The organism is Rhizorhabdus sp. GW822-FHT03C02, from assembly GCF_058801765.1.
Window position 1 is genome coordinate 1,398,078 of sequence record NZ_JBXANN010000001.1, and the last position, 24,854, is coordinate 1,422,931.

Sequence of the window (24,854 nt, forward strand, 5' to 3'; positions counted from 1 at the left end):
CATGTCAGAGCCATATTATATCACGACCGCGATCAGCTACCCGAACGGGCGCCCGCATATCGGCCATGCCTATGAGGCGATCGCCGCCGATGCGATCGCGCGCTTCCAGCGCCAGATGGGCAAGCAGGTCCGCTTCCAGACCGGCACCGACGAACATGGGCTGAAGATGGCGCAGGCGGCGCGTGCCCGCGGGATCGAACCGCGCGCGCTTGCCGACGAGATGTCGGGCTATTTCAAGGCGATGGATGACGCCCTGAACATCTCCTATGATCGCTTCATCCGCACCAGCGACGCCGATCATTATGCCGCCAGCCAGGCGATCTGGAAGGCGATGGAGGCCAGCGGCGATCTCTATCTCGATCGCTACGAAGGCTGGTATTCGGTCCGCGACGAGGCCTTTTACGATGAGAAGGAACTGATCGACGGGGAAGGGGGCACCCGCCTCTCGCCGCAGGGCACCCCGGTCGAATGGACCGTCGAGGAAAGCTGGTTCTTCCGGCTGTCCAAATATCAGGAGCCGCTGCTCGCGCTTTACCGCGACCAGCCCGATTTCCTGCGCCCCGAAAGCCGCCGCAACGAGATCGTCAGCTTCGTTTCGGGCGGATTGAACGATCTGTCGGTGTCGCGCACCAGCTTCGACTGGGGTGTCCCGGTGCCCGGCAGCCCCGGCCATGTGATGTATGTCTGGGTCGATGCGCTCACCAACTATCTCACCGGGGTCGGCTATCCCGACGGCGGCGCGATGTTCGACACATTCTGGCCCGCCGATGTCCACATCATCGGCAAGGACATCGTCCGCTTCCACAGCGTCTACTGGCCGGCCTTCCTGATGTCGGCGGGGATCGCGCTGCCGAAGCAGGTGTTCGGGCATGGCTTCCTGCTCAACCGCGGCGAGAAAATGTCGAAGTCGGTCGGCAATGTCGTCGACCCGCTGGTGATGGCCGAGCGCTACGGCGTCGACCAGCTCCGCTATTTCCTGCTGCGTGAGGTCAGCTTCGGCCAGGATGGCAGCTATGGCCATGAAGCGATTGTAAATCGGGCCAATTCCGAACTCGCCAACAGTTTCGGTAATCTCGCCCAGCGCACATTATCGATGATCTTCAAGAATCTCGGCGGCGAACTGCCGGCGCTCGATCGCAACGATGAGGACGCTGCACTGGTGCGCGCGGTGGCCGCCGCCTGCCTCGACGAGACGCCGCGCGCGTTCGAGCAGTTCGCCTTCTCGGTCGGGATCGAGGCGTGGATGAAGGCGGTGTTCGCCTGCAACCAATATGTCGACGCGCAGGCGCCCTGGGCGCTGCGCAAGACCGATCCCGATCGGATGAAGACCGTGCTCGGGACCTTGTTCATGGCGATCCGCGACCTCGCGATCGCGATCCTGCCGATCATCCCGGACTCGGCGGGCAAGCTGCTCGACCAGATGGGGATCGCCGCCGATGCCCGCGACTTCGCCGCGCTCGAAAGCCAGCTCTGGTATGACGCGCTACGCGCCTCGGGCTTCGTCCTCGGTCAGCCGGCGCCGCTGTTCCCGCGGCTCGAGCTCGAGCTGGCCGAGGCAGACAATTCCGGCGAAAGCGCCGCCTGATGTTCGTCGACAGCCATTGCCACCTCAATTACGCCAAGCTCGTCGAGCGGCAGGACGAGGTGCTGGCGGCGGCGCGTGCGGCCGGCGTGTCGACGATGCTCAACATCTCGACCCGCGCCGCCGAATGGGATGCGGTGATCGGCACCGCCGAGCGCGAGCCCGACGTCTGGGCGAGCGTCGGCATCCATCCGCACGATGCCGACAGCCATGAGGAGATCGAGACCTCGCTGCTCGTCGAGAAGGCCGCGCATCCGCGGGTGATCGGGATCGGCGAGACTGGGCTCGATTTCTTCTACGACAAGTCCGATCGCGACCGGCAGCGCGCCAGCTTCCGCCGCCACATCGCCGCCGCGCGCGAGACCGGGCTGCCGCTGATCGTCCATACCCGTGAGGCCGAGGCCGACACGGTCGCGATCATCGAGGAGGAAATGGGGAAGGGGGCCTTCACCGGGGTGATCCACTGCTTCACCGCCAGCGCCGATCTCGCCCGGGCGATGCTCGCGCAGGGCTTCTATATCTCGCTGTCGGGGATCGTCACCTTCAAGAATGCCGCCGATCTGCGGGCGACCGCGCATGCGATCCCGCGCGACCGGCTGCTGATCGAAACCGACTCGCCGTTCCTCGCGCCGGTGCCGCATCGCGGCAAGCCGTGCGAGCCGGCCTTCGTCACCGACACCGCGCGCTTTCTCGCTGTCGAGCTCGACTGGCCGATCGACGATCTGGCGCGAACAACATCGCACAACTTCTTCGAACTGTTCAGGAAAGCCGCCGCGTGAAGCTGCGTATTCTCGGCTGCGGCACCTCGTCGGGCGTGCCCCGGATCGGGAATGACTGGGGCGATTGCGATCCCGCCGATCCGCGCAACCGGCGGACCCGCGCGGCGATCATCGTCGAGAGCCCGGACTGCCGGATCCTCGTCGACACCGCGCCCGACATGCGCGAACAGTTGCTCGCCGCCGATGTCGCGCATCTCGATGCGGTGATCTGGACCCATGATCATGCCGACCATTGTCACGGCATCGACGATCTGCGCCAGGTCTTCCACGCCCGCGGAACCCCGGTGCCGGGCTATGCCCAGCCGCCGGCGCTGGCGGCGATCCAGCAGCGCTTCGCCTATGCCTTTTTCGGCCGCGACGGCTATCCGCCGACGATCGATGCGATGGCGCTCGACGACGACATGATGATCGGCGACATCCGGGTGCGCAGCACCGCGCAGCCGCACGGCAATATCTTCAGCGCCGGACTGCGCTTCGATCATGACGGCCGCTCGATCGGCTATTCGACCGATTTCCACATCGTCACCGACGCGATGCTCGATCTGTTCGCCGGGGTCGACATCTGGGTGGTCGACGCGCTGCGCGAGCGACCGCATCCGACCCATCCGCATCTGGCGCTGACGCTCGAGGCGATCGCGCATTGCCATCCCAAGCGGGCGATCCTGACCCATATGGATCAGTCGATGGATTATGCGGCGCTCGCCGCGCGGCTGCCGGCCGGGGTCGAGCCCGGGCATGACCGGCTGGAGATCGATCTGTGAGCATCGACGGATGAATGGCGATCAGATCGTCGGGACCTTCGCGATCGCGCTGATGATGGTGCTGGTCGTCAGCAGCCTGATCGCGCGGCGGCTCTCGGCGGCGCATTATGTCCGTATGGGCGCGACGTGGGTGCTGATCTGGGCGAGCGCGATCGCGCTGGTTCTGCTGTTGCAGCGCGCGGGCGTGCCATTGCCGGGGCTTCGCTGATGTCGGATTCGATGCGCCAATATATATCGTGATTTAACATAATATATATTATCGCACTTAGATATTGAAGGCGAGATGTGACGACGGGGCCCTTTCGTCAAATCATCGGGAATATCCGATCGATCTTGCTTTGCGCTGAAGCATCGGTATTTACCGATCCATGGAGACCGAAGACGCCCTGGCCGCGCTCGCCGCGCTGGCCCACCCAACCCGCCTCGAAGCGTTTCGGCTGCTCGTCCGCCACGAACCCGATGGTTTGCCGACCGGTGCGCTCGTCGCCGCAAGCGGCCTGACCCAGAGCACATTCTCCACCCATCTCGCGGTGCTGGCCAAGGCCGGCCTCGTCACGGCCGAAAAATGTGGCCGCCGGCAGATCCAGCGGGCCGGTATCGCCAAGCTGGTTGCGCTGATGACCTTCCTCGCCCGCGATTGCTGCGATGGCCGCGCCGATCTTTGCGCGCCGCTGCTCGCCGAATTGACCTGCTGCTGAAGGCCAGTGAAATGAAGGGCGTGGAATGACCGACATCGTCATCTATCATAATCCGGCGTGCGGTACGTCGCGCAACACGCTCGCGATGATCCGCAATGCCGGCATCGAGCCGCATGTGATCGAATATCTCAAGACGCCGCCGTCGCGCGCCTTGCTGCTCCAGCTGATCGCGCGGGCCGGCATCGGCCCGCGCCAGCTGCTGCGCGAGAAAGACACGCCCTACGCCGACCTTGGTCTCGGCGATCAGGGATTGAGCGACGATGCTCTCGTCGACGCGATGATGGCGCATCCCGTCCTCATCAACCGCCCCTTGGTCGTCACCCCGCTCGGCGTCCGGCTGTGCCGCCCGTCCGAGGCCGTTCTCGACATCCTGCCCGCGCCGCAGCGCGCCGCCTTCGCCAAGGAAGATGGCGAGCAGGTCGTCGATGCCGCCGGGCGCCGCATCCTGTCGGCATGAACGGGCGCGCCGTCGCCGCCGAGGCATTGGGCAGCCTCATGCTGTTCGCGACCGTGATCGGCTCGGGCGTCATGGCCGAGCGGCTTGCCGGCGGAAATGTCGCGATCGCCCTGCTCGGCAATATGCTGGCGACTGCGGCGATGCTGTTCGTCCTCGTCACGATGCTGGCGCCGCTGTCGGGCGCCCATTTCAATCCGGCGGTCACCTTCGTGATGCGCCTGCGCGGCCATATCGGTACCGAGACCGCCCTCGCCTTCGTCGCGGTCCAACTCGCGGGCGGAATCGTCGGCGTCTGGCTCGCCCATCTGATGTTCGACCTTCCGATCCTCCAGCTCTCCGCGAAGCTCCGCACGGGACCCGGCCAGCTTGCCGGCGAAGCGGTCGCCACCTTCGGTCTGCTGCTGACGATCCTCGGAACAATGAAGATGCGGCCCGGCGCCGTTCCGGCGAGCGTCGCCCTCTATATCGGCGCCGCCTACTGGTTCACCTCGTCGACGAGCTTCGCCAATCCCGCGATCACCGTCGCCCGGTCGATGAGCGACAGTTTCGCCGGCATCGCGCCGGCCAGCGTCCCCGCTTTCGTCGCCGCGCAGTTCGCCGGTGCGATGGCCGCCCATCTGGTCGGCGCGATCCTCTTTCCCGATAATGCGCCGGAAATCTCCTGAACGATATTGTTCGAAGATCGAACCAAGTATGCCGTTAGAGGTTTGACACGCATCCTAAGGGGAGATATCCCGATCATGCCTCCATGACGAGGCGCGCGGCCGGACGCTCCGCCCTTCGCCTCGCGCCGGGCCGCTATTGCAAAAGGACTGCCGCCGAATGCACCGCCGCGCATTTCTCAAATCCGCTTCGATCACCACGCTGGCGGCCGCGCTGCCGGCCGTCGCCATGGCGGCCCAGCCCGGCGCCTGGCCGCTGTTCGACAAGCCGCCGCGGGTCGCCTTCGGGGGGATCCGGATCGAATGCAGCACCTATAGCCGCATCCTGACCCGGCTCGACGAGTTCGACATATTGCGCGGGCAGGAAGCCGCCGACAACGACCAGTTCGCGATGCTCAAACGGTTCGCCTTCCCGTTCATGCCGATCATGACCGCCAATGCGGTGCCCGGCGGTCCGGTAGAACGGAAGGCCTATGAGACGATCAAGGCTGAATTTCTCGAACGGCTCAAGGCGATGCTGCCGCTCGACGGCGTCTATCTGTGGATGCATGGCGCGATGGTTGTCGAGGGCATGTTCGATGCCGAAGGCGACTGGTATCAGGCGATCCGCGAGGTCGTCGGCCCCGACTGCCTGCTAGCTGCCAGCTATGATCTCCACGGCAATATCAGCCAGCGGATCATCGACAATCTCGACATCCTCTCCGCCTATCGCACCGCGCCGCATGTCGACCGGATCGAAACGACGATGCGCGCGGTCGACATGCTCCAGCATTGCCTGCTCAACAAGATCCGGCCGATCCTCACCTGGGTTCCGGTGCCCGTGCTGATGCCCGGCGAGCGCAGCAGTACCGAATGGGATCCCGGCCGCCGGCTATGGTCGCCGCTGTGGGAGCTGAACCATGAGCCGGGCATCCTCGATGTCTCGATGCTGGTCGGCTATGTCTGGGCGGACGAGCCGCGATCGACCGCCTCGGTGGTGGTCACCGGCACGTCGCTCGACGCCGAGAAGAAGGTCGCGACCTATCTTGCCCGCAAATATTGGGATGCGCGCAAGGAGTTCGACTTCGGCACCGAGACCGGGACGATCGACTATTGCGTGAAGCGCGCGATGGAGGCGAAGACCCAGCCCGCGATCATCGCCGATTCGGGCGACAATCCCACCGGCGGCGGCAATGGCGACCAGGCGACCGTGCTCAAGGCCCTGCTCGAGGCGAAGGCGCAGGGCGTGGTGTTCGCGGGGATCACCGACAAGCCGGCGACCGACGCCTGCTACACCGCCGGGGTCGGCAAGACGATCGCGCTGTCGATCGGCGGCACCCTCGATCCGCTGGCCAGCAAGCCGGTCAAGGCCAGCGCGACCGTACTGTTCCTGCTCGACGCGCCCAATCCCGCCAAGCGCGAGGCGGTGGTGCGGATCGACGGGGTGACGCTGGTGCTGGCCGCGTGGCGCCGGCCCTATCACGACCTGATCGATTTCCGGCGGCTCGGCCTCGAACCGAAGAGCTTCAAGATCATCGTCGTGAAATCGGGCTATCTCTCGCCCGAGCTCAAGCCGATCGCCAATCCCAGCCTGATGGCGCTGTCCGACGGCGCGATCAACCAGGACATCGTCAACCTGCCGAAGAACCGCTACCGCAGGCCGACCTATCCGTTCGTGCCCGATCTGACCTTCACCCCGGAGGTCTACGTCTCCGCGCGCAGCCGGACCTGACGCCCCGGACCTGACGACGGTCCGGTCAACGGGCGGCGCGGCGCTTATGGCAAAGGCCGCGGATTTCGATCAGAAAGGCAGATGATGACGCCCTCCCCTCCTCCGCCGGCACTCGGACCGCGCGACCAGATCATGGTCACCGGACTGATCGGGATGCTGTTCTTCATCTTCGGCTTCGTCACATGGCTGAACGGCCCGCTGATCACCTTCGTGCGGCTCGCCTTCACCCTCGACGACGTCTCGGCCTTCCTGGTGCCGATGGTCTTCTACATGTCCTATTTCTTCCTGGCGCTGCCGTCGGCGGCGATCCTGCGGCGGACGGGGATGAAGAAGGGCATGGCGGTCGGCCTGCTGGTGATGGCGATCGGTGCGGTCATGTTCGGCGAATTCGCGACGATGCGCCTGTTCGCGGGCGCGCTGACCGGGCTGTTCGTGATCGGCGCGGGGCTCGCGCTGCTGCAGACCGCGGTCAATCCCTATATCTCGATCGTCGGACCGATCGAAAGCGCCGCGCAGCGGATCGCGGCGATGGGGATATGCAACAAGGCGGCGGGCATGCTGGCGCCGATCGTCATCGGCACCCTCGTCCTGCACGGCGTCGGCGAGATCGACGCGCAGGTCACCGCCGCGCCGACCGCGCTCGCCCGCGCGGCGATCCTCGACGATTTCGCCGCCAAGATCCATCTGCCCTATATGGTGATGGCCGGGCTGCTCGGGCTGCTCGCTTGGGTGGTGATGCGCTCGCCGCTGCCCGAAATCAGCGGATCGGCGACCGAAACGCCCAGCACCAAGGGAGACGGCCGCGCCGACCGCACGATCTTCAGCTTCCCGCATCTCTGGCTCGGGGTGGTCTGCCTGTTCGTCTATGTCGGCGTCGAAGTGATGGCGAGCGATGCGATCGGGCCCTATGGTCGCGCGTTCGGGCTGCCGCTCGACGAGACCGCCTTCTTCACCTCCTTCACCCTGTTCGGCATGCTGGTCGGCTATGTCGGCGGGCTGGTCTTCATTCCGCGCTTCATCTCGCAGGAACGCTATCTCGCACTGTCGGCGATCCTCGGCCTCGTCCTCGTCGTCGGGGCCTATCTGACCAGCGGTTATATGTCGGTCGCCTTCGTGGCGGCGCTGGGTGTCGCCAACGCGATGATGTGGCCCGCCATCTTCCCGTTGGGCATCCAGGGACTCGGCCGCCACACCGAGACCGGATCGGCGATCATGATCATGGGGATTTGCGGCGGCGCGATCCTGCCGCAGCTGTTCGCAGTGATGAAGGAATATTACGCCTTCCAGCTCGTCTTCCTGGTCGTGATGGCGCCGGCCTATGCCTATATCCTGTTCTTCTCGGTCGTCGGCCCGCGCCTCGCGCGATCGGCGGCGCACCGCGATGCGACCGGTCCCCATCATGGGCTGGAGGATGTCGCGATATGACGTCGGCTCCCCTGCCCGATCGCCCCGCGCCGGTCCTGCTCGAGGTCTGCGTCGATTCCGAACATGGCCTGCGCGCGGCGATCGAAGGCGGCGCCGACCGGATCGAGCTGTGCGCCGCGCTCGAGGTCGGCGGCCTCACCCCCTCGCCCGGGCTGATGCATCTGGCGGCGGACTGCGGCGTCCCGACCAGGGCGATAATCCGGCCGCGATCGGGGGCGTTCCTGTTCAGCGCCGGCGAAGCCGAGATGATGTTGCGCGACATCGACGCCGCGCGCGCCGCCGGGCTGGCCGGCATCGTGGTCGGCGCGTCCGGCAAAGATGGCAGGCTCGATATCGCCCTGCTCGACCGGCTCGTCCGCCATGGCGCGGGGCTTGGCATCACCCTGCACCGCGCGATCGACCTCACCCCCGATCCGGTGGCCGCTGTCGATATCGCCATCGATCTGGGCATCGATACGATCCTGACCTCGGGCGGTGTCGCCACCGCGCCCGCGGGCGCGGATATGATCCGCGCGATGAACGATCGCGCCGGCGGACGGATCGCGATCATGGCCGGCAGTGGCGTCACCGCCGACAATGCCGGCGAGATCGTCGAGCTGACCGGGGTCCGCGCCGTCCATGGATCCTTCGCCCGGGCGCATCCGGCCGACGATCCGCGCGCGGTCGAACTCGGCTTCGCCCCGCCATCGGTCAAGATTGCCGACGCCCGGGCGATCGCCGCTGCCCGCCTCACCCTTTCGCAGCGCCCGTCGATGGCGGGCGCCGCATGATCATCATGGACCCCGTCATGCCCGAACCGACCAAAGCCGGCGCGGCCGTGCCGCCGCTTAGGCCCGAGGCGACGCTGATGTATGCCGAGGCCGGCGAAGCCGGCGACGCCGTCGCGCGCCTGCTCGCGGCCAATGCCGATACGATCGCGCGGATCGCCCGCCGGTTGCGCGATCATCCGCCGCGGTCGGTCGTCACCTGCGCGCGCGGATCGTCGGACCATGCCGCGACCTATGCCAAATATCTTATCGAGACGCTGATCGGGGTGCCGACATCGTCAGCGGCGCTGTCGGTCGCTTCGGTGTTCGCCGCGCCGATGCAGGCGACCGACAGCCTGTGCATCGCCATCTCCCAATCGGGCCGGAGCCCCGACCTGCTGCGCTCGGTCGAGGCGAGCAAGGCCGCCGGCGCCTATGTGGTCGCGCTGGTCAACGACGCGACATCGCCGCTCGCGGATCTCGCCGACGATCTGCTGCCGCTCCACGCCGGCCCCGAACGGTCGATCGCGGCCACCAAATCCTATATTGCGTCGCTGGCCGGACTGGCGGCGCTGGTCGCGGCCTGGGCCGGCGATGTCGAGCTGCAGGATGGCCTGCACGCGCTGCCGGACCGGCTTCGCACCGCCTTCCGCTGCGAATGGCTTGCGGCGCTGGCGATGCTGCAGCCCGCGAACAATCTGTTCGTGCTCGGGCGCGGCTATGGCTTCGCGGTCGCGCAGGAAGCGGCGCTGAAGCTGAAGGAGACCTGCGGGCTCCATGCCGAGGCCTTTTCTGCCGCCGAAGTGCGCCACGGCCCGATGGCGATCGTCGGGCCCGGCTTTCCGGTGCTGGCCTTCGCGACGTCGGATGCCGCCGGCGACGATGTCCGCGCGGTCGCCCGCGAGTTCGAGGCACGCGGCGCGATGGTCGCGGTCGCCGATCCGGCCGGTGGGGCAGCGGCGCTGCCGACCATCCGCGCCGAGCCGGCGCTCGAACCGATCCTCCAGATCCAGAGCTTCTACCGGCTCGCCAATGCGCTGTCGGTCGCCCGTGGCTTCGACCCCGATACGCCGCCGCATCTCAACAAGGTGACACGGACGCTATGACCGCGCTGCGCTTCGTCAATGGCGAGATAGCGGGCCATGACGGCGTTCTGTCGGTTGTCGCCGGCACGATCGCTGCCGCCGATGTTGTGGCTGGCGCGATCGAAATCGATCTCGACGGCGGTATCCTGCTGCCGGGCTTCATCGACACCCAGGTCAATGGCGGCGGCGGCGTCCTGTTCAACGACACTCCCACCGTCGAGGCGATCGCCGCGATCGGTGCCGCGCATCGCCAATTCGGCACCACCGGTTTCCTGCCGACCCTGATCTCCGACGATCTCGACAAGGTCGATGCCGCGATGCGCGCGGTCGAAGCGGCGATCGCGGCGGGCGTGCCCGGCGTGCTCGGCATCCATCTCGAAGGCCCGTTCCTCAGCAGCGCGCGCAAGGGCACCCATGACCCGGCCAAGTTCCGGCGGCTCGATGCCGACAGCATCGCGCTGCTGTCGGGCCTGCAGGCCGGCCGGACCCTGGTCACGCTGGCCCCCGAGCAATGCGCCCCCGGCGATATCGCCGCGCTGGTCGCGGCCGGGGTGATCGTCGCGGCCGGCCATACCGATGCCAGCTATGCGCAGATGACGGCGGCCTTCGCGGCGGGCGTCACCGGCGTCACCCACCTCTACAACGCGATGTCGCCTTTCACCCACCGCGCGCCCGGTGCGGTCGGCGCCGCGCTCGAGAACCAGTCGGCCTATTGCGGCCTGATCGTCGACGGCCGCCATGTCGACCCGGCGGCGATCCGGATCGCGCTGAACGCCCGCCCGCACGACCGCTTCATGCTGGTCACCGACGCGATGCCGACGGTCGGCGCGGTCGAGAAGAGCTTCATGCTCCAGGGCAAGCCGATCCATGTCGTCGACGGCGTCTGCGTCGAGGAGAACGGCACCCTCGCCGGCTCCGACCTCGATATGGCGACCGCGCTTCGCAACATGGTGGCGATGGTCGGCAGCCCGTTCGCCGAGGCCTCGGCGATGGCGTCGGCAGTGCCGGCGGCGTTTCTGGGGCTGTCCGACCGTGGCCGGCTGGCCCCGGGCGCGCGCGCCGACCTCGTCTGGCTCGACCGCGATCTTGGCGTGCGCGGCGTGTGGATCGCGGGCGAGCGCTGCGTCTAGAGCATTTTCAAGTCAGGTGGAATCACCTGACGGCTCGGAAAATGCGGAAAACAAAGACAATTTAGAGCATGTCCTGATCAATTTGATCAGGACATGCTCTAAACGCGGCGCTACCTGCTCACGCCTTGAAGAACAGATGCGCTGCGGCCACGCTCGCCGCGCCGATCGCCCAGGCCCGCTCATCGACCTCGGTGATGCTCAGATCATATTGGCGCGGCTCCTGCGGCATGACATTGGCATCGACGGTCTGGCGCATGACGCGGGCGTAGAGGCCGTCGACCGGGCCATCGCCCAGCGCGACGATGATCTTCTCGGGATCGAGCGACTGGACGATCTGGCTGACCGCGAGCCCCAGCGCGGTGCCGCCGCGGTGGAGAATGCGGATCGCGTCATGGTCGCCGCGGCTGGCGGCGCTGTCGAGTTCGGCCAGCGAGGTCGGCAGCCCGGCCTCGCGCGCCTGGCCGGCGATACTCCGCAGCGAGGCGAGCGTGTCGAGGCAGCCGCGCTTGCCGCACATGCAGGGCAGCCCGTCGGGTTCGATCGTCGCATGGGCGATCTCGCCCGATCCTCCGCGATGGCCGCGGTGCAGCGCGCCGCACAGCACATGGCCGCAGCCGATGCCGGCGCCGATCGAGATCAACGTGCAGCTGCTCGTGCCGCGCAGGCTGCCGAACAGATGCTGACCCACCGTCATCGCATTGGCGTCATTCTCGATGAACGTCGGCAGACCGGTCGCCTCGGCCACCATCGCGCCGATCGGCACGTCGCGCCAGTCGAGCAGGGTCGATCGCACGCAGATCGATTCCGCGGCGTCGACCAGCCCGGGGATCGCCAGGCCGATCCCGCAGATCCGCGCCGGATCGATCGTGCCGGCCCCGGCCATGTCGATCACCGCCGCGGCGATGCGGGCGACGATCTCGGCGGGTTCGGTGGTCGCCTCGAAGCTGCGGGTCTCGACGACCCCGCCGTGCAGGTCGGTGGCCAGCGCGATGAACGGGCTGCTGACCAGCGAGACGCCGATGAAGAAGGCCGATCCCGCCACCAGCCCGAGCCGCACCGACGGCCGCCCCGATCCATAGACGATCTCGCCTTCCTGCAGATATCCCAGCGCGATCAGCTCCGCGGTCAGCGCGGAGATCGTCGCCTTGCTGATTCCCGACAGCGATACGATCTCGGTCCGGCTCAGCGGACCGGACTGATTCAGCAGGCGCAATATGTTGATATGGGCGGCGCTCAGCATCGATCGGGACGTCCTCTCATTCCTATTCGCTCGCTGGTGGCATATCTCGTTATTCGATCTAAGATCGCCACATAAGGGATAATATCGAACAAAGTCCTTTCATAGCCTACCCGGCGGTGATAACAACCCTCCCGGAAACGCCATGTCGAGGGTTGGATATCCGCCGCCCGTCGCCAAACGGATGAAGGCAATGAACTAAGGAATCCAGCCCTTTTTGCCGCGGCCTGCGAAGTTTCGGGGCGTGTCGGCGCGATGGCGGCGCCGATATCGACATTTCCGTCCACCGGCCGCTGCGCAGGCGGTGGACTTCGGCGCGGCCATCCTGTGAATTCGGCGGTATCAAATCCCGGGGGATAGCATTTGAAAATCTGTGCCGACGTCGGCGGGTCCTTCGTGGATCTCGCGATCATCTCGGAGGACGCCGACGTCCTTCACCGCGCGAAATCGCCGACGCCCCTCGATGACTGGGCGGCTTTTCTCGCCATCTTCCGCGACGCGCAGGAGCGCCATCAGACGATCCTCGATCCGGACGACCCGGTCTCGATCGCGCTGGCCGGCCTGACCGACGGCGCGACCGGCACGATCCTCAGCGCCAACATCCCAAGCATCCACGGCCGCACCCTCGCGCACGACCTCGCGGCGGAACTCGGCCGGCCGGTCATCATCAACAACGACGCCGACTGTTTCGCGCTCGCCGAAAGCCGGCTCGGGGCCGCGCGCGGCCATGACCGGGTGTTCGGCATCGTGCTCGGCACCGGGGTCGGCGGCGGCCTGATCCACGAAGGCCGGCTGGTCACCAGCGTCGAGGGGGTCGGCGGCGAATGGGGCCATGGCCAGGTGGTGACCAAGGCGCGCACCAACCCGGCCGAAACCCCCTGTTTCCAGTGCGGTTGCGGGCAATGGGGGTGCCTCGATACGGTAGGCGGCGCCCGCGGCCTCGAGCGGTTGCACCGCTATCTTCACGGGTTCGACGCTTCCAGTTCGAGCATCACCGCGGCGTGGGAGCAGGGCGACGCCGTGGCCGGCGCGACGGTCGAACTCTATCTCGATCTCGTCTCGGGCGCGCTCGCCGCGATCCTCAACAGCTATCGGGCCAGCATCGTGCCGGTCGGCGGCGGCCTCGCCAATTCGCGGGCGCTCGTCGCGGCGCTCGACGCCGCGGTGCGGCGGCGCATGCTCAAGCCGCCGACGGCGCCGGTGCTGGTGGCGACCATGTTGGGGGGGGATGCCGGCCTGCTCGGGGCGATGCTCGCGGCAAGTGGCTGATCTGCCACACGTAAAACAAAGATTGGCATACTTAGGATAGATTTCGAACCATATATTGCCACTGTGTTCGAATCATGATCTAACCTTGCGCATGGCAACACGGCCCCGCGTCGACGATCAGCGCAACGCATCTTTCCTTCATCGGGCGCACCCGCCCGGATAGCGCGCGCCCGCTGGCGCCGCGGCGGCCGACCGCATGCCGACCATCTCTCTCGAGAACATAAGATCCGCTGGAGAGCGCAGGACGAGAACACTGGTTCCTAAAAGGGGAATGACAATGGACTGCCTTAAACTATCGACATTGCTGACCGGCTCGGCGCTGGCCACGCTCCTGATCGCTTATCCCGCTACGGCCCAGACGGCGCCGGCCCCGGCGCCCGCCGATGCCGCGACCGCCGAGGGCGACACCCGCTTCAACGGCACCGCCGACCAGGGATCGCAGGACATCGTCGTCACCGGCGGCCGGCTGTCCGCCAACGGCGTCACCGGCAACACCCCGGGCGGCGGCCTGATGGCGGTGCAGACCGGCACCAAGCTGCGCAGCACCGTCACCCGGGACTATATCGACAAGCAGCTCGCCACCGCGAACGTCTTCACCGTTGTCAAGAGCCTGCCGGGCGTGGTGCTCGCCAACCAGGATCCGTTCGGCCATTCGTCGGCGCTGTCGATCCGCGGCCTGAGCCAGACCTCGCTGGGCTTCAACTTCGAAGGCATGCCCGCCGGTGACCAGCTGTCCTACAGCGCCTTCCCCGAGGAATGGGGCGACACCGAGAATATCGGCCGCGTCAACCTGACCCGTGGCTCGACCGACATCACCGCCCCCGTCTATAATTCGGTCGGCGCGCTGCTCCAGGAAGAGCTGATCATGCCGTCGCGCGAGATGGGCGGCTATGCCAGCGCCAGCATCGGCAATCATGGCCTGCACCGCGAATTCCTGCGTCTCGAGACCGGTGACATCGGCAACACCGGCATCCGCGGTTTCGTGTCGGGTTCGGAATCCTACCAGCATAACTGGCGCGGTCCGGGCCGCAGCGAGCGCCATCATGTCGACAGCAAGTTCGTCAAGGAATGGGACGATGGCAGCAAGGTGACGCTGGTCGCTACCTATAATGAGGAAAGCTTCGACCGCTATCGCAACCCGACGCTGGCCCAGTGGAACCTGTCCAAGACCAGCTTCAACTTCAACCCGGGCTACACCGCGGGCGACGCCAATTCGATCAAGCTGCGCATCGGCGACCGCCAGAGCGTCTACGCCAGCGCGCCGTCGGAATTCCATCTGACCGACAGCCTGACACTGAACGTCACGCCTTATTTCCTCTACACCCACGGCATCATCAACGGCGCCAGCAACCTCAACACCGCCACCGCCTTCTATGGCACGCAGGCCGCCGGTCCGCTCGGCGTGCCCGCCGGCACGACCAACCCGGTCACGGTCATGAATGTCGACCAATATGACCAGAAGACCTTCGGCCAGAACAGCTTCCTGGCGTGGAACACCGGCAACAGCCAGATCCGCCTCGGCTATTGGTATTCGCACTTCAAGCATCGCGAAAAGGCGGCGTTCGAGATCGCCGACGCCAACGGCCATGTCGCGGATCCCTATGGCCGCGACAATCCGGTGCTGACCAGCAGCGGCGGGGTGCTGCGCAACTTCGATGCGACGATCAACCAGAATGTCCACGGCGTCTATATCGACGACACCATCAAGCTGCTCGACGACAAGCTGCTGATCAATGTCGGCTTCAAGCAGGTGTGGATCGACCGCGTCGCCACCAGCCCGCTGCCCGGCACCAACCAGCGCACCCACAGCAGCAACAGCAAGCCGCTGCCGCAGGCGTCGATCCGCTATAATTTCGACGATCGCAACCAGGTCTTCGCCGATGCGACGACCGCGTTCCGGGCGCCGTCGGCGGTGTCGTCCTACGTCAACATCTACAATGTCGCGACCGGCGCGCCGTCGAGCGTCGCGCTCGACAAGTTCAAGGCCGAATATGCGTTCAGCCAGGAAATCGGCTATCGCTACCACGGCCTCGTCAACTTCCAGGTCGCTGGCTTCAACTACAAGATCAAGGATCGGCTGGTCCAGGGCAGCCAGATCGTCAACGGCACCAGCGTTGGCTTCGCGGTCAATGTCGGGACCCAGACCGCGCGCGGCGTCGAAGCCGAGCTCGGCCTCAACCCGATCCACGGCTTCAGCCCCTATGTCTCCGGCCAATATCTCGACAGCGCCAAGGTGAAGGACGATTATCCGGTCCGCGGCACCTTCCTGCCGACGACCGGCAATCGCGCCGTGCTCAGCCCGAAATGGGTGTCGGCGGCCGGCATCTCCTATGACGACGGCCATCTGTTCGGCAGCGTCGAAGGCAATTATGTCAGCAGCCAATATTCGACCTTCATGAACGACGAGCGGCTGCCGTCCTTCGAATATGCCAATGTGTCGTTGGGGTATCGGTTCGGGACGATCGGCTTCGCCTACAAGCCGCAGATCCAGTTCAACGTCATGAACGTCACCAATAAGAAATATCTGTCGGGGATCCAGGGCGTGTCGTCCAACGCGCTGGCGACCACCGCCCGCAACGGCACCGTGATCGCAGGCACCTCGCCGACCTACAATGTCGGCGGCGGGCGCGGGTTCAGCTTCACGCTGAGCTCGGGCTTCTGATCGAACGAGGGCCGGCGGGGGAAACCTCGCCGGCACCTTGCCAGAACCTACCCCAGATCGAGCGACCAGGTCTGCCCGACCAGGTCATGCCCGAACGAGCGGTGCGGCGCTTCGTCGACCAGCACGAACCCCGCGCGCTCATAGATCCGCCGCGCCGCCGTCAGCACGCTGTTGGTCCACAGATCGAGCCGCCTGTAGCCGACCGCGCGGGCCCGCTCGACGCAGGCCGCGACCAGCATCGCGCCAACCCCCGATCCCCGTGCATCGGGCTCGACATAGAGCAGCCGCAGCTTGCCGAGATCGGGTTCGGTGCCATGGACCAGGAAGATCGATCCGACGATCCGGCCGTCCTGCTCGGCGATCCAGGCGGCTTCGCCCGCCGGATCGAACCCGTCGACGAAATCGGCGAGGATGCGCGCGGCCAGCGCCTCATATTCGCTGTTCCAGCCATATTCCTCGGCATAGAGTAGTGTCTGGCGGTGGACGATCCAGCCGAGATCACCCGGCTTCGGGTCGCGCAGGGTCACCGTCGCGGGGGTATCGGCGAAAACCTGCTCGATCGCCCCTGCCGCCGCGAGCAGCCGTGTCCGCCGCGCCGGCGACAGCCCGTCGAGCAGCGCCCCGACCGCGCCTCTGGTGTTGCCCTCCAACTCGGCATAGGCCGCCTGCCCCGCCGCGGTCAGCGCCAGCAGCCGGTGGCGGGCGTCGCCGGCCCCGGCCCGCATCTCGACCAGCCCGCGATCGGCGAAGCGCTTGAGCGTCCGGCTGAGCTGGGCGCGGTCCAGATCGAGCGCGCGCATGATCTCGGCCGAGGTCGGATCGCTCCGGTGCGCCAGCTCGTAGAGCACCCGCGCCTCGCTCAGCGAGAAGGGGCTGCGGTCATAATGCGCGTTCAGCAGGCCGAGCCGGCGGGTGTAGGCGCGGTTGAAGGCACGCAGCGCGGCGACATCGTCGTCATGACGGGCGGAATGAGGAGCGTTCATGCCCCCTTGTCTATATCATGTTGACTGAGTCAACAATATCCCGTTTGGCCATGGATCGGCCGATACATCACTTCCGCCCGAACAGTTTCTCGATGTCGTTATGGCCGAGCTTGATCCAGGTCGGTCGGCCATGGTTGCACTGCCCCGAATGCGGGGTGACCTCCATCTCGCGCAGCAGCGCGTTCATCTCGGCGACCGACAATATCCGCCCGGCCCGCACCGATCCGTGGCACGCCATCGTTGCCGCGACATGGTCGAGCCGTTCCTTGAGCGACAGTGCCGAGTCATAGGCCGCCAGCTCGTCGGCAAGGTCGACCACCAGCCCGCGGACATCGCCCTGGCCGAGCAGCGCCGGGGTTGCCCGCACCAGCATCGCTTTCGGGCCGAAGCGTTCGAGTTCGAGCCCCATTTCGGACAGTTCGTCGAGCCGCGCCTCGAGCCGGTCGCAGCCGACCTCGTCGAGTTCGACCACCTCGGGCAGCAGCAGCGCCTGGCGCGCGACCCCGCCGTCGGCGAGTGCCCGGCGCATCCGTTCGAGCACCAGCCGCTCATGCGCGGCATGCTGGTCGACGATCACCAGCCCGTCGCTCGCCTCGGCGACGATATAGGTCGCCGCGACCTGGCCGCGTGCGACCCCCATCGGGAAGCTCGCCGGTTCGGGCGGGGCCGCGAAGGCGGGTTCGGCGCGGCCCATCGGCGCCGGTGTGAAGCCGGGGATGCTTTCCCAGACGCTCGCCTGGGCGTTGCCGCTGGTTGGGGCCGGATAATGGAAGTTCGATGATGACGGCGTCCCCGGAAAGGACGGCAGGCTTCCCGGCTGCCAGTTGCCGAGCGAGGCCGCCGACGGCCGCTGCGCGCTGCGATGGCCGGCGGCGTCGAGCGCGGCGCGCAGGCCGCCGACGATCATCCCGCGGATCAGCCCGGGATCGCGGAAGCGCACCTCGGTCTTGGCGGGGTGGACATTGACGTCGACCAGGTCGCCCGGCAGCTCGACGAACAGCGCCACCACCGGATGGCGGTCGCGCGCGAGCATGTCCTGATAGGCCGCGCGCACCGCGCCGATCAGCAGCCGGTCCTTCACCGGCCGGTTGTTGACGAACAGGAACTGGTGGTCGGCGACCCCGCGGTTGAAGGTCGGCAGCCCGGCGACCCCGACCAAGCTCACCGCCTCGCGGCGATAATCGACCGCGACGCTGTTGTCGGCGAGGTCGCGGTCGGTGAGCGCCGCGACCCGATCGACCTGTTCCTCGCCGGGCGAGACCGAGATCGACCGGCGCCCGTCATGTTCGAGCGCGAAGCCGATATCGGGGCGCGCCATCGCCAGCCTTTTGACGACATCGACGCAGGCGGCATATTCGGCGCGCGCCGATCGCAGGAACTTGCGCCGCGCCGGCACCTTGGCGAACAGGTCGGACACGCGGATGCGGGTGCCGGGCGGCAGTGCAGCCGGCCCCTCCCCCGCCAGCACGCCATGATCGATCCGCCGCGACCAGCCGTCGGCGCCGCGCACCCGGCTCTCGATCGTGACGTCGGCGACGCTGGCGATCGACGGCAGCGCCTCGCCGCGGAAACCCAGCGTGGTGACCGCCTCGATCGCGTCGTCGGGCAGTTTCGAGGTGGCGTGGCGCTCGAGCGCCAGGGCGATCTCCTGCGGCACCATGCCGCACCCGTCATCGGTCACTTCGATCGCGGAAAGTCCGCCTTCCCTGAGGCTTATCGCGATCCGGCCGGCACCGGCATCGATCGCATTCTCGACCAGTTCCTTCAGCGCGCTGGCGGGTCTTTCGACCACTTCACCGGCGGCGATGCGATTCACCAGATGCTCTGGCAGGCGGCGTATTGACATGGGGGTTGCTCTAGCCCAAGCGGCGGGCTTCCGCATCCCTTCATCATTGGCTTTTTGTCCACCGGGTGAAGGGGCGTAGCATGATATCTGAGCACCGGCCCGGAGGCGGGCCACAATAGACGGATCAACGGATTGGCGATGTTCTTTCAGCGACTGTTCAAGGCCATCTCGCATGACATGGCGATCGACCTCGGAACCGCGAACACCGTGGTCTATGTCCGTGGGCGCGGCATCGTCCTGAACGAGCCGTCGGTGGTGGCGATCGAGACGATCGACGGGGTCAAGCGGGTGAAGGCGGTCGGCGACGACGCCAAGCTGATGATGGGCAAGACCCCGCACCAGATCGAGGCGATCCGCCCGCTTCGCGACGGCGTGATCGCCGACATCGACGTCGCCGAGCAGATGATCAAGCATTTCATCCAGAAGGTCCACGGCCAGCGCCGCTTCCCGCGCTGGCCCGAGATCGTGATCTGCGTGCCGTCGGGATCGACCAAGGTCGAGCGCCGCGCGATCCGCGACGCCGCCTCGAACGCCGGCGCGTCGCAGGTCTGGCTGATCGAGGAGCCGATGGCGGCGGCGATCGGCGCGGGCATGCCGGTGACCGAGCCGATCGGATCGATGGTCGTCGACATCGGCGGCGGCACCACCGAAGTCGCGGTGCTCTCGCTGCGCGGCCTCGCCTACACCACCTCGGTGCGCGTCGGCGGCGACAAGATGGACGAGGCGATCGGCTCCTATGTCCGCCGCAACCATAATCTGCTGATCGGCGACGCCACCGCCGAGCGGATCAAGAAGGAAGTCGGCGTCGCCAAGATGCCGGCCGACGGCAAGGGCGAGACGATCCACATCAAGGGCCGCGATCTCGTCAACGGCGTGCCCAAGGAAATCACCATCACCCAGGCGCAGATCGCCGAGGCGCTGACCGAGCCGGTCTCGGCGATCGTCGAGGGGGTGCGCATCGCGCTCGAGAACACCCAGCCCGAACTCGCCGCCGACATCGTCGACCAGGGCATCGTCCTGACCGGCGGCGGCGCGCTGCTCCAGGGCATCGACGAGGTGCTGCGCGAGGCGACGGGCCTGCCGGTGTCGATCGCCGACGATCCGCTGACCTGTGTGGCGCTCGGTACGGGGCGCGCGCTGGAGGAGCAGATCTTCCGCGGCGTGCTCCAGACCGCCTGACCGGGATTTGACCCGCGATGGCGGCGCCCCGGCACCGGCGTCGAGGCTTTTCGCGCCGTATCCAATATAGCCTGTTCGCGGGCTATGTCGTCGCGGTGGTCGGCGTCGTCGTCGCGGTCGCGCTGCTGCTGATCGCGCATCTCGATCCGCGCGCCTTCGCGACGATCCGCGGCGCCGCGGTCGATCTCGGCAGCGCATTGACCGGGGTCGAGCGCGCCGGGGTGCGCACCGCCGCCGACGCCAGCGCCAATATCGACGCCTATTTCGATGCCGCCGCCCAGAATCGCGGTCTGCGGCTCGAACTCGCGCGCCAGCAGCGCGCGCTGATCGCCGCCAAGGCGATCGCGCTGGAGAATGCGCGGCTGAAGGCGCTGGCCCGGCTGGTCGAGCATATTCCCGCCCCGCTGATCTCGGCACGGTTGATCGGGTCGACCCCGTCGGGCGCGCGCCGCTTCGCGACCCTGTCGGCGGGCAGCGGCGACGGCGTTCGGCCGGGCATGCCGGTCCGCGCCGCCGAGGGGCTGGTCGGCCGCGTCTATGAAAGCGGGCTGATCGCCTCGCGGGTGCTGTTGCTGACCGACGGCGAGAGCGCGGTGCCGGTCAAGCTGGTGCGCACCGGCCTGCCCGCCCTGGTCACCGGCCTGGGCGACGGCAGCCTCGAGATTCGCGGGCTGGTCGCCGGCGGCCGCCCGTTTCGCCGCGGCGACCTGGCGGTGACCTCGGGCACCGGCGGGGTCTATCTCCCCAACATCCCGGTCGCGGTGGTGGTCGTCGTCCATGGCGACCGCGCGATCGCCATGCCGCTCGCCGATCCGGCGCGGGTCGACATGGCGCTGGTCTATCCGATCTACGAGGCGCCGACCGAGGCGCCGCCGGCCCAGCCCAAACCGTGATGGCGCCTGTGAGGATCATAGGCGCATGATCGCCAGCCGCCCTGCTCGCCGGCCGCTGCCCAGCGTGCTGCGCACCCGCACCGTGCCGGTGGTCTCGACGATGGCGGGATCGGCGGTGGTGCTGGTGCCGATGGTCGCCACCGGCCAGTCGATGCCCTCGTTCGGGCTGTTGATGCTGTTGTCGTGGCGGCTGCTGCGGCCGGAGATGTGGGCGGCCTGGGCGGCGCTGCCGCTCGGCCTGTTCGACGATCTGATGACCGGGCAGATGCTCGGCACCTCGATGGCGCTGTGGACGATCAGCTTCCTCGTCTTCGACTGGATCGACCATCATGTCGTGTGGCGCGATTTCTGGACCGAATGGGGCATGGCCGCGCTCACCATCGCCGGGATCGGCGCGGCGAGCTGGGTGGTGTCGCGCAGCTATATGGACCATGGCTCGATCCTGTCGGCGGTGCCGCAGGCGGTGCTGTCGATCCTGATCTTCCCGTCGATGGTGCGACTGACCGAAACCCTCGATCGCTGGAGGCTGGGCCGGTGAGCTTTCGCGGCAACCGGATCATGACCGAACAGGCGCAGAATTTCTCGTTCACGCGCCGCGCCTTCGTGCTGGGCGGGGCGCAGGCGGCGTTCGGGGTGGTGCTGGCGGGGCGGATGGCGTGGCTCGCGATCGCCGAGAATGAACGCTATTCGACGCTGGCCGAAAGCAATCGCGTCCAGATGACGCTGGTGCCGCCGCGGCGCGGCTGGATCATCGACCGCGCCGGCAAACCGATCGCGATCAACCGCACCACCTTTCGCGTCGACATCATCCCCGACCAGCTCCACGACAAGGACCGGGTGCTCGGCGAACTGGGCCAGCTGCTCGCGCTCACCGCCGACGATCTCGACCGCATCCGCGAGGATCTGGGCAAGGCGCGCGGCTATCAGCCGGTACCGGTCGCCGAGAATGTCCCTTATGAGCGCTTCGCGGCGGTATCGGTGCGCCAGCCCACCCTGCCCGGGGTCGCGCCAAGCAGTGGCTATGGCCGCTTCTATCCGGCGGGGGCCGCGGTCGCGCATCTGACCGGCTATGTCGGTAGCCCGTCGGCGACCGACTATGACCGTACCAGGGATCCGCTCCTGCTGACGCCGGGTTTCAAGGTCGGCAAGGAAGGTCTTGAAAAGGTGATGGAACCTTGGTTGCGGGGCAAGCCCGGCGCCAAGCGTTCGGAGGTGACCGCGCACGGCAAGATCGTCCGCGAGCTGACCACCCGGCCCGAGGTCGTCGGCAACGCGCTCCAACTGACGATCGATGCCGGGCTGCAGCGCTATGCCGCACGCCGGCTGGGGCCCGAGAGCGCGGCCGCGGTGGTGATCGACACCCAGACCGGCGGCATCCTCGCGATGGTGTCGATGCCGGCCTATGACCCCAATGGCTTCTCCGACGGCATCAGCCATGCCGAATGGGGGATGATGTCGGGCAACGACCATCTTCCGCTCACCAACAAGGTGATGCAGGGCCTCTATCCGCCGGGGTCGACCGTCAAGCCGATGGTCGCGCTCGGCCTGCTCGAGGCCGGGGTCGATCCCGACCAGACCGTCAATTGCACCGGCCGCTACCGGCTCGGAAACAGCTTCTTCCATTGCTGGCGGCACAGCGGCCATGGCCCGGTCAACATGGCGCATGCGATCGCGGCGAGCTGCGACATCTATTTCTACACCATGGCGCGGCTGGTCGGGATCGAGCGGATCGCCGCGACCGCGCGGATGCTCGGGCTCGGCCAGGAATATGAGCTGCCGATGCCGTCGCAGCGCTACGGCACCGTGCCCGATGCCGAATGGAAGGCGCGCAAATACAAGGGCGCGCGCTGGGGTGTGGCCGACACGCTCAATTCGACGATCGGCCAGGGCTATATGCTCGCCAACCCGCTCCAGCTGGCGATGATGGCGGCGCGGATCGCCTCGGGCCGCGATCTCCAGCCGCGGCTGATCGTCAACCGGCGCTACGGCGCGCAGGGCGGCCCGCTGGCGGCCAGCGCCGACCATCTCCAGTTCATCCGCGAGGCGATGAGCGGGGTGGTCAACGGCCCTTATGGCACCGGCGGATCGGCGCGGCTCAACCTGCCGGGCGGCGAACTGATGGGCGGCAAGACCGGCACCGCCCAGGTTCGCCGCATCTCGATGGCGATGCGCGCGGCGGGGATGACCGGCACCGAAGGCATGCCGTGGAAATATCGCGAACATGGCCTGTTCATCGGCTTCGCGCCGGTAGCCGACCCGCGTTACGCGGTGTCGGTGGTGGTCGAACATGGCCTGCACGGCGCCGCCGGCGCGGTGATCGCCCGCGATCTGATCACCTGGCTCTACGACCGCAAGCGCGCCGAGGAGCGGGTCGCGGCGATGGAACAGGGCTGGGGCGGCACCATCGAGCAGCGCATGGCCGCCGACGCCATGCGCTGGCAGCATCGCGACGACCCGGTCGCCCCGCCGCCGGCTCCCGCTTCTCCGCCGCCGCCCGCGACCGACGCGCCGGCCAACAGCACGGAGCCGCTCGAATGAGCCGCTATTCGCTCGTCCCCTCCCCGCTGCTCCAGCTCCCCTGGGGGATATTGCTGCTGGTGGCGTCGATCGCCGGCTTCGGGCTGGTGGTGCTCTATTCGGCCGCGGGCGGCAGCGTCACCCCCTGGGCGCTCAACCAGGGCATGCGCTTCTGCATGTTCCTCGGCCTTGCGGTGCTGCTGTCGCGGCTCGGCGAGCATCGGCTCAAGGCGGCGGCCTTTCCGATCTACGGCATATTGGTGATGCTGCTGGTGCTGGTCGAGGCGTTCGGCTTCGTCGGTGGCGGCAGCCGGCGCTGGCTCGATCTCGGCATCATCCGGCTCCAGCCCTCCGAACTGATGAAACCGGCGATCGTGCTCGCGGTCGCGCGCTATTACGACATGCTGCCGGCGGCTGAGATCCGCCGCTGGATCGCGATCTGGCCGGCGGCGGCGCTGATCGGGGTGCCGTTCGCGCTGGTGATGGTCCAGCCCGACCTCGGCACCGCGCTGATGATCTTCGCCGGCGGGGTGGTCGTCGCCTTCCTCGCCGGGCTGCCGAAGCGGTTGTTCATCGGCAGCGCGCTGCTGGCGGCGGCGGCGCTGCCGATCGCGCTGTCGCTGATGCACGATTATCAGCGCGAGCGGGTCGAGATCTTCCTCAACCCCGAAAGCGATCCGCTGGGATCGGGCTATCATATCATCCAGTCGAAGATCGCGATCGGATCGGGCGGGATCACCGGCAAGGGTTTCCTCGCCGGCACCCAGAGCCATCTCGATTATCTGCCCGAACGCCATACCGACTTCGTCTTCGCGACGATGGCCGAGGAATGGGGGCTGATGGGCGGCTTCTTCATCATCCTGGCCTATTCGCTGGTGATCCGCTGGGGGATGGGCGTGGCGGGCCGCGCGCGCACCCGCTTTGCCCGGCTGACCGCCGCCGGGCTCGCCACCACCATCTTCTTCTATTTCGCGATCAACCTGTCGATGGTGATGGGTCTGGCGCCGGTGGTCGGCATTCCGCTGCCGATGGTGTCGTTCGGCGGATCGGCGATGATGACGGTGCTGATCTGCCTCGGACTGCTGATGGCGATCGACCGTTCGAGCCGTCATATGGGCAGAATCTGACCGCGACAGAAAATTTCTTTCAAAGGCGGTTTACATCCGCGCGAATCCCCTGCTAAAGGCGCGCCTCACCACGACGGGCGGCACCAACCGCCCCTACGCAGGTAG

The 24,854-nt window shown here is 67.2% G+C and carries 22 protein-coding genes; 19 read left to right on the forward strand and 3 right to left on the reverse strand.

Annotated features, from left to right (window positions below; all coding sequences use genetic code 11):
- Position 1 precedes the first annotated feature (1 nt).
- The 12 genes from metG to nagA all read left to right on the forward strand — a co-directional run bounded on the left by metG (position 2) and on the right by nagA (position 11,036).
- Positions 2 to 1,585: a methionine--tRNA ligase gene (gene metG, locus AC1RM6_RS06380; RefSeq protein ID WP_493099192.1), complete on the forward strand. Its 1,584-nt coding sequence runs from the start codon at positions 2 to 4 to the stop codon at positions 1,583 to 1,585.
- Positions 1,585 to 2,361, forward strand: coding sequence for a TatD family hydrolase (locus tag AC1RM6_RS06385; protein ID WP_493099194.1), 777 nt, complete (start codon positions 1,585 to 1,587; stop codon positions 2,359 to 2,361). Before metG ends, AC1RM6_RS06385 begins: the two co-directional genes overlap by 1 nt.
- Positions 2,358 to 3,122, forward strand: a complete 765-nt coding sequence (locus AC1RM6_RS06390; RefSeq protein ID WP_493099196.1) for an MBL fold metallo-hydrolase — start codon at positions 2,358 to 2,360, stop codon at positions 3,120 to 3,122. The genes AC1RM6_RS06385 and AC1RM6_RS06390 overlap by 4 nt, the downstream gene beginning before the upstream one ends.
- 10 nt (positions 3,123 to 3,132) lie before the next feature.
- Entirely contained in the window at positions 3,133 to 3,330 is a 198-nt protein-coding gene (locus AC1RM6_RS06395) for a hypothetical protein (RefSeq protein ID WP_493099198.1), read from the forward strand.
- A gap of 160 nt (positions 3,331 to 3,490) precedes the next feature.
- A complete protein-coding gene (locus tag AC1RM6_RS06400) occupies positions 3,491 to 3,820 on the forward strand; it encodes an ArsR/SmtB family transcription factor (protein WP_493099200.1) in 330 nt (109 codons plus the stop codon).
- 25 nt (positions 3,821 to 3,845) lie between these two features.
- Positions 3,846 to 4,277 (forward strand): arsenate reductase (glutaredoxin), encoded by a 432-nt coding sequence (arsC, locus tag AC1RM6_RS06405; protein ID WP_493099202.1) that lies wholly within the window; start codon positions 3,846 to 3,848, stop codon positions 4,275 to 4,277.
- Entirely contained in the window at positions 4,274 to 4,942 is a 669-nt protein-coding gene (locus tag AC1RM6_RS06410; RefSeq protein ID WP_493099204.1) for an aquaporin, read from the forward strand. The genes arsC and AC1RM6_RS06410 overlap by 4 nt, the downstream gene beginning before the upstream one ends.
- Before the next feature lie 157 nt (positions 4,943 to 5,099).
- On the forward strand, positions 5,100 to 6,650 hold the full coding sequence (locus AC1RM6_RS06415; protein WP_493099206.1) for a M81 family metallopeptidase: 1,551 nt from the start codon (positions 5,100 to 5,102) through the stop codon (positions 6,648 to 6,650).
- A gap of 81 nt (positions 6,651 to 6,731) precedes the next feature.
- Complete coding sequence (locus AC1RM6_RS06420) at positions 6,732 to 8,075, forward strand: sugar MFS transporter (protein WP_493099208.1); 1,344 nt, start codon at positions 6,732 to 6,734, stop codon at positions 8,073 to 8,075.
- Complete coding sequence (locus tag AC1RM6_RS06425; protein ID WP_493099210.1) at positions 8,072 to 8,845, forward strand: copper homeostasis protein CutC; 774 nt, start codon at positions 8,072 to 8,074, stop codon at positions 8,843 to 8,845. The genes AC1RM6_RS06420 and AC1RM6_RS06425 overlap by 4 nt, the downstream gene beginning before the upstream one ends.
- 17 nt (positions 8,846 to 8,862) lie before the next feature.
- Complete coding sequence (locus tag AC1RM6_RS06430) at positions 8,863 to 9,927, forward strand: SIS domain-containing protein (protein WP_493099212.1); 1,065 nt, start codon at positions 8,863 to 8,865, stop codon at positions 9,925 to 9,927.
- The gene (gene nagA / locus AC1RM6_RS06435) at positions 9,924 to 11,036 is read left to right on the forward strand and encodes an N-acetylglucosamine-6-phosphate deacetylase (RefSeq protein ID WP_493099214.1); all 1,113 of its coding nucleotides are present in this window, start codon (positions 9,924 to 9,926) and stop codon (positions 11,034 to 11,036) included. The genes AC1RM6_RS06430 and nagA overlap by 4 nt, the downstream gene beginning before the upstream one ends.
- 118 nt (positions 11,037 to 11,154) lie before the next feature.
- Here nagA and AC1RM6_RS06440 read toward each other — a convergent pair whose 3' ends face one another.
- Entirely contained in the window at positions 11,155 to 12,276 is a 1,122-nt protein-coding gene (locus tag AC1RM6_RS06440; RefSeq protein ID WP_493099216.1) for an ROK family protein, read from the reverse strand.
- 360 nt (positions 12,277 to 12,636) lie between these two features.
- Between AC1RM6_RS06440 and AC1RM6_RS06445 the strand changes: the two genes are divergently transcribed.
- Both AC1RM6_RS06445 and AC1RM6_RS06450 read left to right on the forward strand, forming a co-directional pair.
- On the forward strand, positions 12,637 to 13,542 hold the full coding sequence (locus tag AC1RM6_RS06445) for an ROK family protein (protein ID WP_493099218.1): 906 nt from the start codon (positions 12,637 to 12,639) through the stop codon (positions 13,540 to 13,542).
- 277 nt (positions 13,543 to 13,819) lie between these two features.
- A complete protein-coding gene (locus AC1RM6_RS06450) occupies positions 13,820 to 16,204 on the forward strand; it encodes a TonB-dependent receptor (protein ID WP_493099220.1) in 2,385 nt (794 codons plus the stop codon).
- A 47-nt stretch (positions 16,205 to 16,251) separates the two neighbouring features.
- Here the strand turns inward: AC1RM6_RS06450 and AC1RM6_RS06455 are convergent, their stop codons facing one another.
- Together AC1RM6_RS06455 and mutL are read right to left on the reverse strand one after the other, a co-directional pair.
- Positions 16,252 to 17,187 (reverse strand): bifunctional helix-turn-helix transcriptional regulator/GNAT family N-acetyltransferase, encoded by a 936-nt coding sequence (locus AC1RM6_RS06455; RefSeq protein WP_493099222.1) that lies wholly within the window; start codon positions 17,185 to 17,187, stop codon positions 16,252 to 16,254.
- A gap of 67 nt (positions 17,188 to 17,254) precedes the next feature.
- Positions 17,255 to 19,033: a DNA mismatch repair endonuclease MutL gene (mutL, locus tag AC1RM6_RS06460; protein ID WP_493099224.1), complete on the reverse strand. Its 1,779-nt coding sequence runs from the start codon at positions 19,031 to 19,033 to the stop codon at positions 17,255 to 17,257.
- Positions 19,034 to 19,171: 138 nt separating this feature from the next.
- On the opposite strand from mutL, the gene AC1RM6_RS06465 reads away from it, so the two are divergent.
- The 5 genes from AC1RM6_RS06465 to rodA are packed head-to-tail and all read left to right on the forward strand — an operon-like array spanning position 19,172 to position 24,749.
- Positions 19,172 to 20,212 carry a rod shape-determining protein gene (locus AC1RM6_RS06465; protein ID WP_493099226.1) on the forward strand — a complete coding sequence of 347 codons (1,041 nt, stop codon included), beginning with the start codon at positions 19,172 to 19,174 and terminating at the stop codon, positions 20,210 to 20,212.
- A gap of 17 nt (positions 20,213 to 20,229) precedes the next feature.
- The gene (gene mreC, locus AC1RM6_RS06470; protein ID WP_493099228.1) at positions 20,230 to 21,105 is read left to right on the forward strand and encodes a rod shape-determining protein MreC; all 876 of its coding nucleotides are present in this window, start codon (positions 20,230 to 20,232) and stop codon (positions 21,103 to 21,105) included.
- Between the two features lie 25 nt (positions 21,106 to 21,130).
- The gene (locus AC1RM6_RS06475) at positions 21,131 to 21,643 is read left to right on the forward strand and encodes a rod shape-determining protein MreD (protein WP_493099230.1); all 513 of its coding nucleotides are present in this window, start codon (positions 21,131 to 21,133) and stop codon (positions 21,641 to 21,643) included.
- Positions 21,644 to 21,663: 20 nt separating this feature from the next.
- A complete protein-coding gene (gene mrdA / locus AC1RM6_RS06480) occupies positions 21,664 to 23,643 on the forward strand; it encodes a penicillin-binding protein 2 (protein ID WP_493099562.1) in 1,980 nt (659 codons plus the stop codon).
- Positions 23,640 to 24,749 carry a rod shape-determining protein RodA gene (gene rodA, locus AC1RM6_RS06485; protein WP_493099232.1) on the forward strand — a complete coding sequence of 370 codons (1,110 nt, stop codon included), beginning with the start codon at positions 23,640 to 23,642 and terminating at the stop codon, positions 24,747 to 24,749. The genes mrdA and rodA overlap by 4 nt, the downstream gene beginning before the upstream one ends.
- Positions 24,750 to 24,854: the final 105 nt, after the last annotated feature.

What these genes read in the sequence shown, in the direction of transcription:
- metG (WP_493099192.1), top strand. Translation starts at nt 2, where the DNA reads ATGTCAGAGCCATATTATATCACGACCGCGATCAGCTACCCGAACGGG.
- AC1RM6_RS06385 (WP_493099194.1), top strand. Translation starts at nt 1,585, where the DNA reads ATGTTCGTCGACAGCCATTGCCACCTCAATTACGCCAAGCTCGTCGAG.
- AC1RM6_RS06395 (WP_493099198.1), top strand. Translation starts at nt 3,133, where the DNA reads ATGAATGGCGATCAGATCGTCGGGACCTTCGCGATCGCGCTGATGATG.
- AC1RM6_RS06400 (WP_493099200.1), top strand. Translation starts at nt 3,491, where the DNA reads ATGGAGACCGAAGACGCCCTGGCCGCGCTCGCCGCGCTGGCCCACCCA.
- arsC (WP_493099202.1), top strand. Translation starts at nt 3,846, where the DNA reads ATGACCGACATCGTCATCTATCATAATCCGGCGTGCGGTACGTCGCGC.
- AC1RM6_RS06410 (WP_493099204.1), top strand. Translation starts at nt 4,274, where the DNA reads ATGAACGGGCGCGCCGTCGCCGCCGAGGCATTGGGCAGCCTCATGCTG.
- AC1RM6_RS06415 (WP_493099206.1), top strand. Translation starts at nt 5,100, where the DNA reads ATGCACCGCCGCGCATTTCTCAAATCCGCTTCGATCACCACGCTGGCG.
- AC1RM6_RS06420 (WP_493099208.1), top strand. Translation starts at nt 6,732, where the DNA reads ATGATGACGCCCTCCCCTCCTCCGCCGGCACTCGGACCGCGCGACCAG.
- AC1RM6_RS06425 (WP_493099210.1), top strand. Translation starts at nt 8,072, where the DNA reads ATGACGTCGGCTCCCCTGCCCGATCGCCCCGCGCCGGTCCTGCTCGAG.
- AC1RM6_RS06430 (WP_493099212.1), top strand. Translation starts at nt 8,863, where the DNA reads ATGCCCGAACCGACCAAAGCCGGCGCGGCCGTGCCGCCGCTTAGGCCC.
- nagA (WP_493099214.1), top strand. Translation starts at nt 9,924, where the DNA reads ATGACCGCGCTGCGCTTCGTCAATGGCGAGATAGCGGGCCATGACGGC.
- AC1RM6_RS06440 (WP_493099216.1), bottom strand. Translation starts at nt 12,276, where the DNA reads ATGCTGAGCGCCGCCCATATCAACATATTGCGCCTGCTGAATCAGTCC.
- AC1RM6_RS06450 (WP_493099220.1), top strand. Translation starts at nt 13,820, where the DNA reads ATGGACTGCCTTAAACTATCGACATTGCTGACCGGCTCGGCGCTGGCC.
- AC1RM6_RS06455 (WP_493099222.1), bottom strand. Translation starts at nt 17,187, where the DNA reads ATGAACGCTCCTCATTCCGCCCGTCATGACGACGATGTCGCCGCGCTG.
- mutL (WP_493099224.1), bottom strand. Translation starts at nt 19,033, where the DNA reads ATGTCAATACGCCGCCTGCCAGAGCATCTGGTGAATCGCATCGCCGCC.
- AC1RM6_RS06465 (WP_493099226.1), top strand. Translation starts at nt 19,172, where the DNA reads ATGTTCTTTCAGCGACTGTTCAAGGCCATCTCGCATGACATGGCGATC.
- mreC (WP_493099228.1), top strand. Translation starts at nt 20,230, where the DNA reads ATGGCGGCGCCCCGGCACCGGCGTCGAGGCTTTTCGCGCCGTATCCAA.
- AC1RM6_RS06475 (WP_493099230.1), top strand. Translation starts at nt 21,131, where the DNA reads ATGATCGCCAGCCGCCCTGCTCGCCGGCCGCTGCCCAGCGTGCTGCGC.
- mrdA (WP_493099562.1), top strand. Translation starts at nt 21,664, where the DNA reads ATGACCGAACAGGCGCAGAATTTCTCGTTCACGCGCCGCGCCTTCGTG.
- rodA (WP_493099232.1), top strand. Translation starts at nt 23,640, where the DNA reads ATGAGCCGCTATTCGCTCGTCCCCTCCCCGCTGCTCCAGCTCCCCTGG.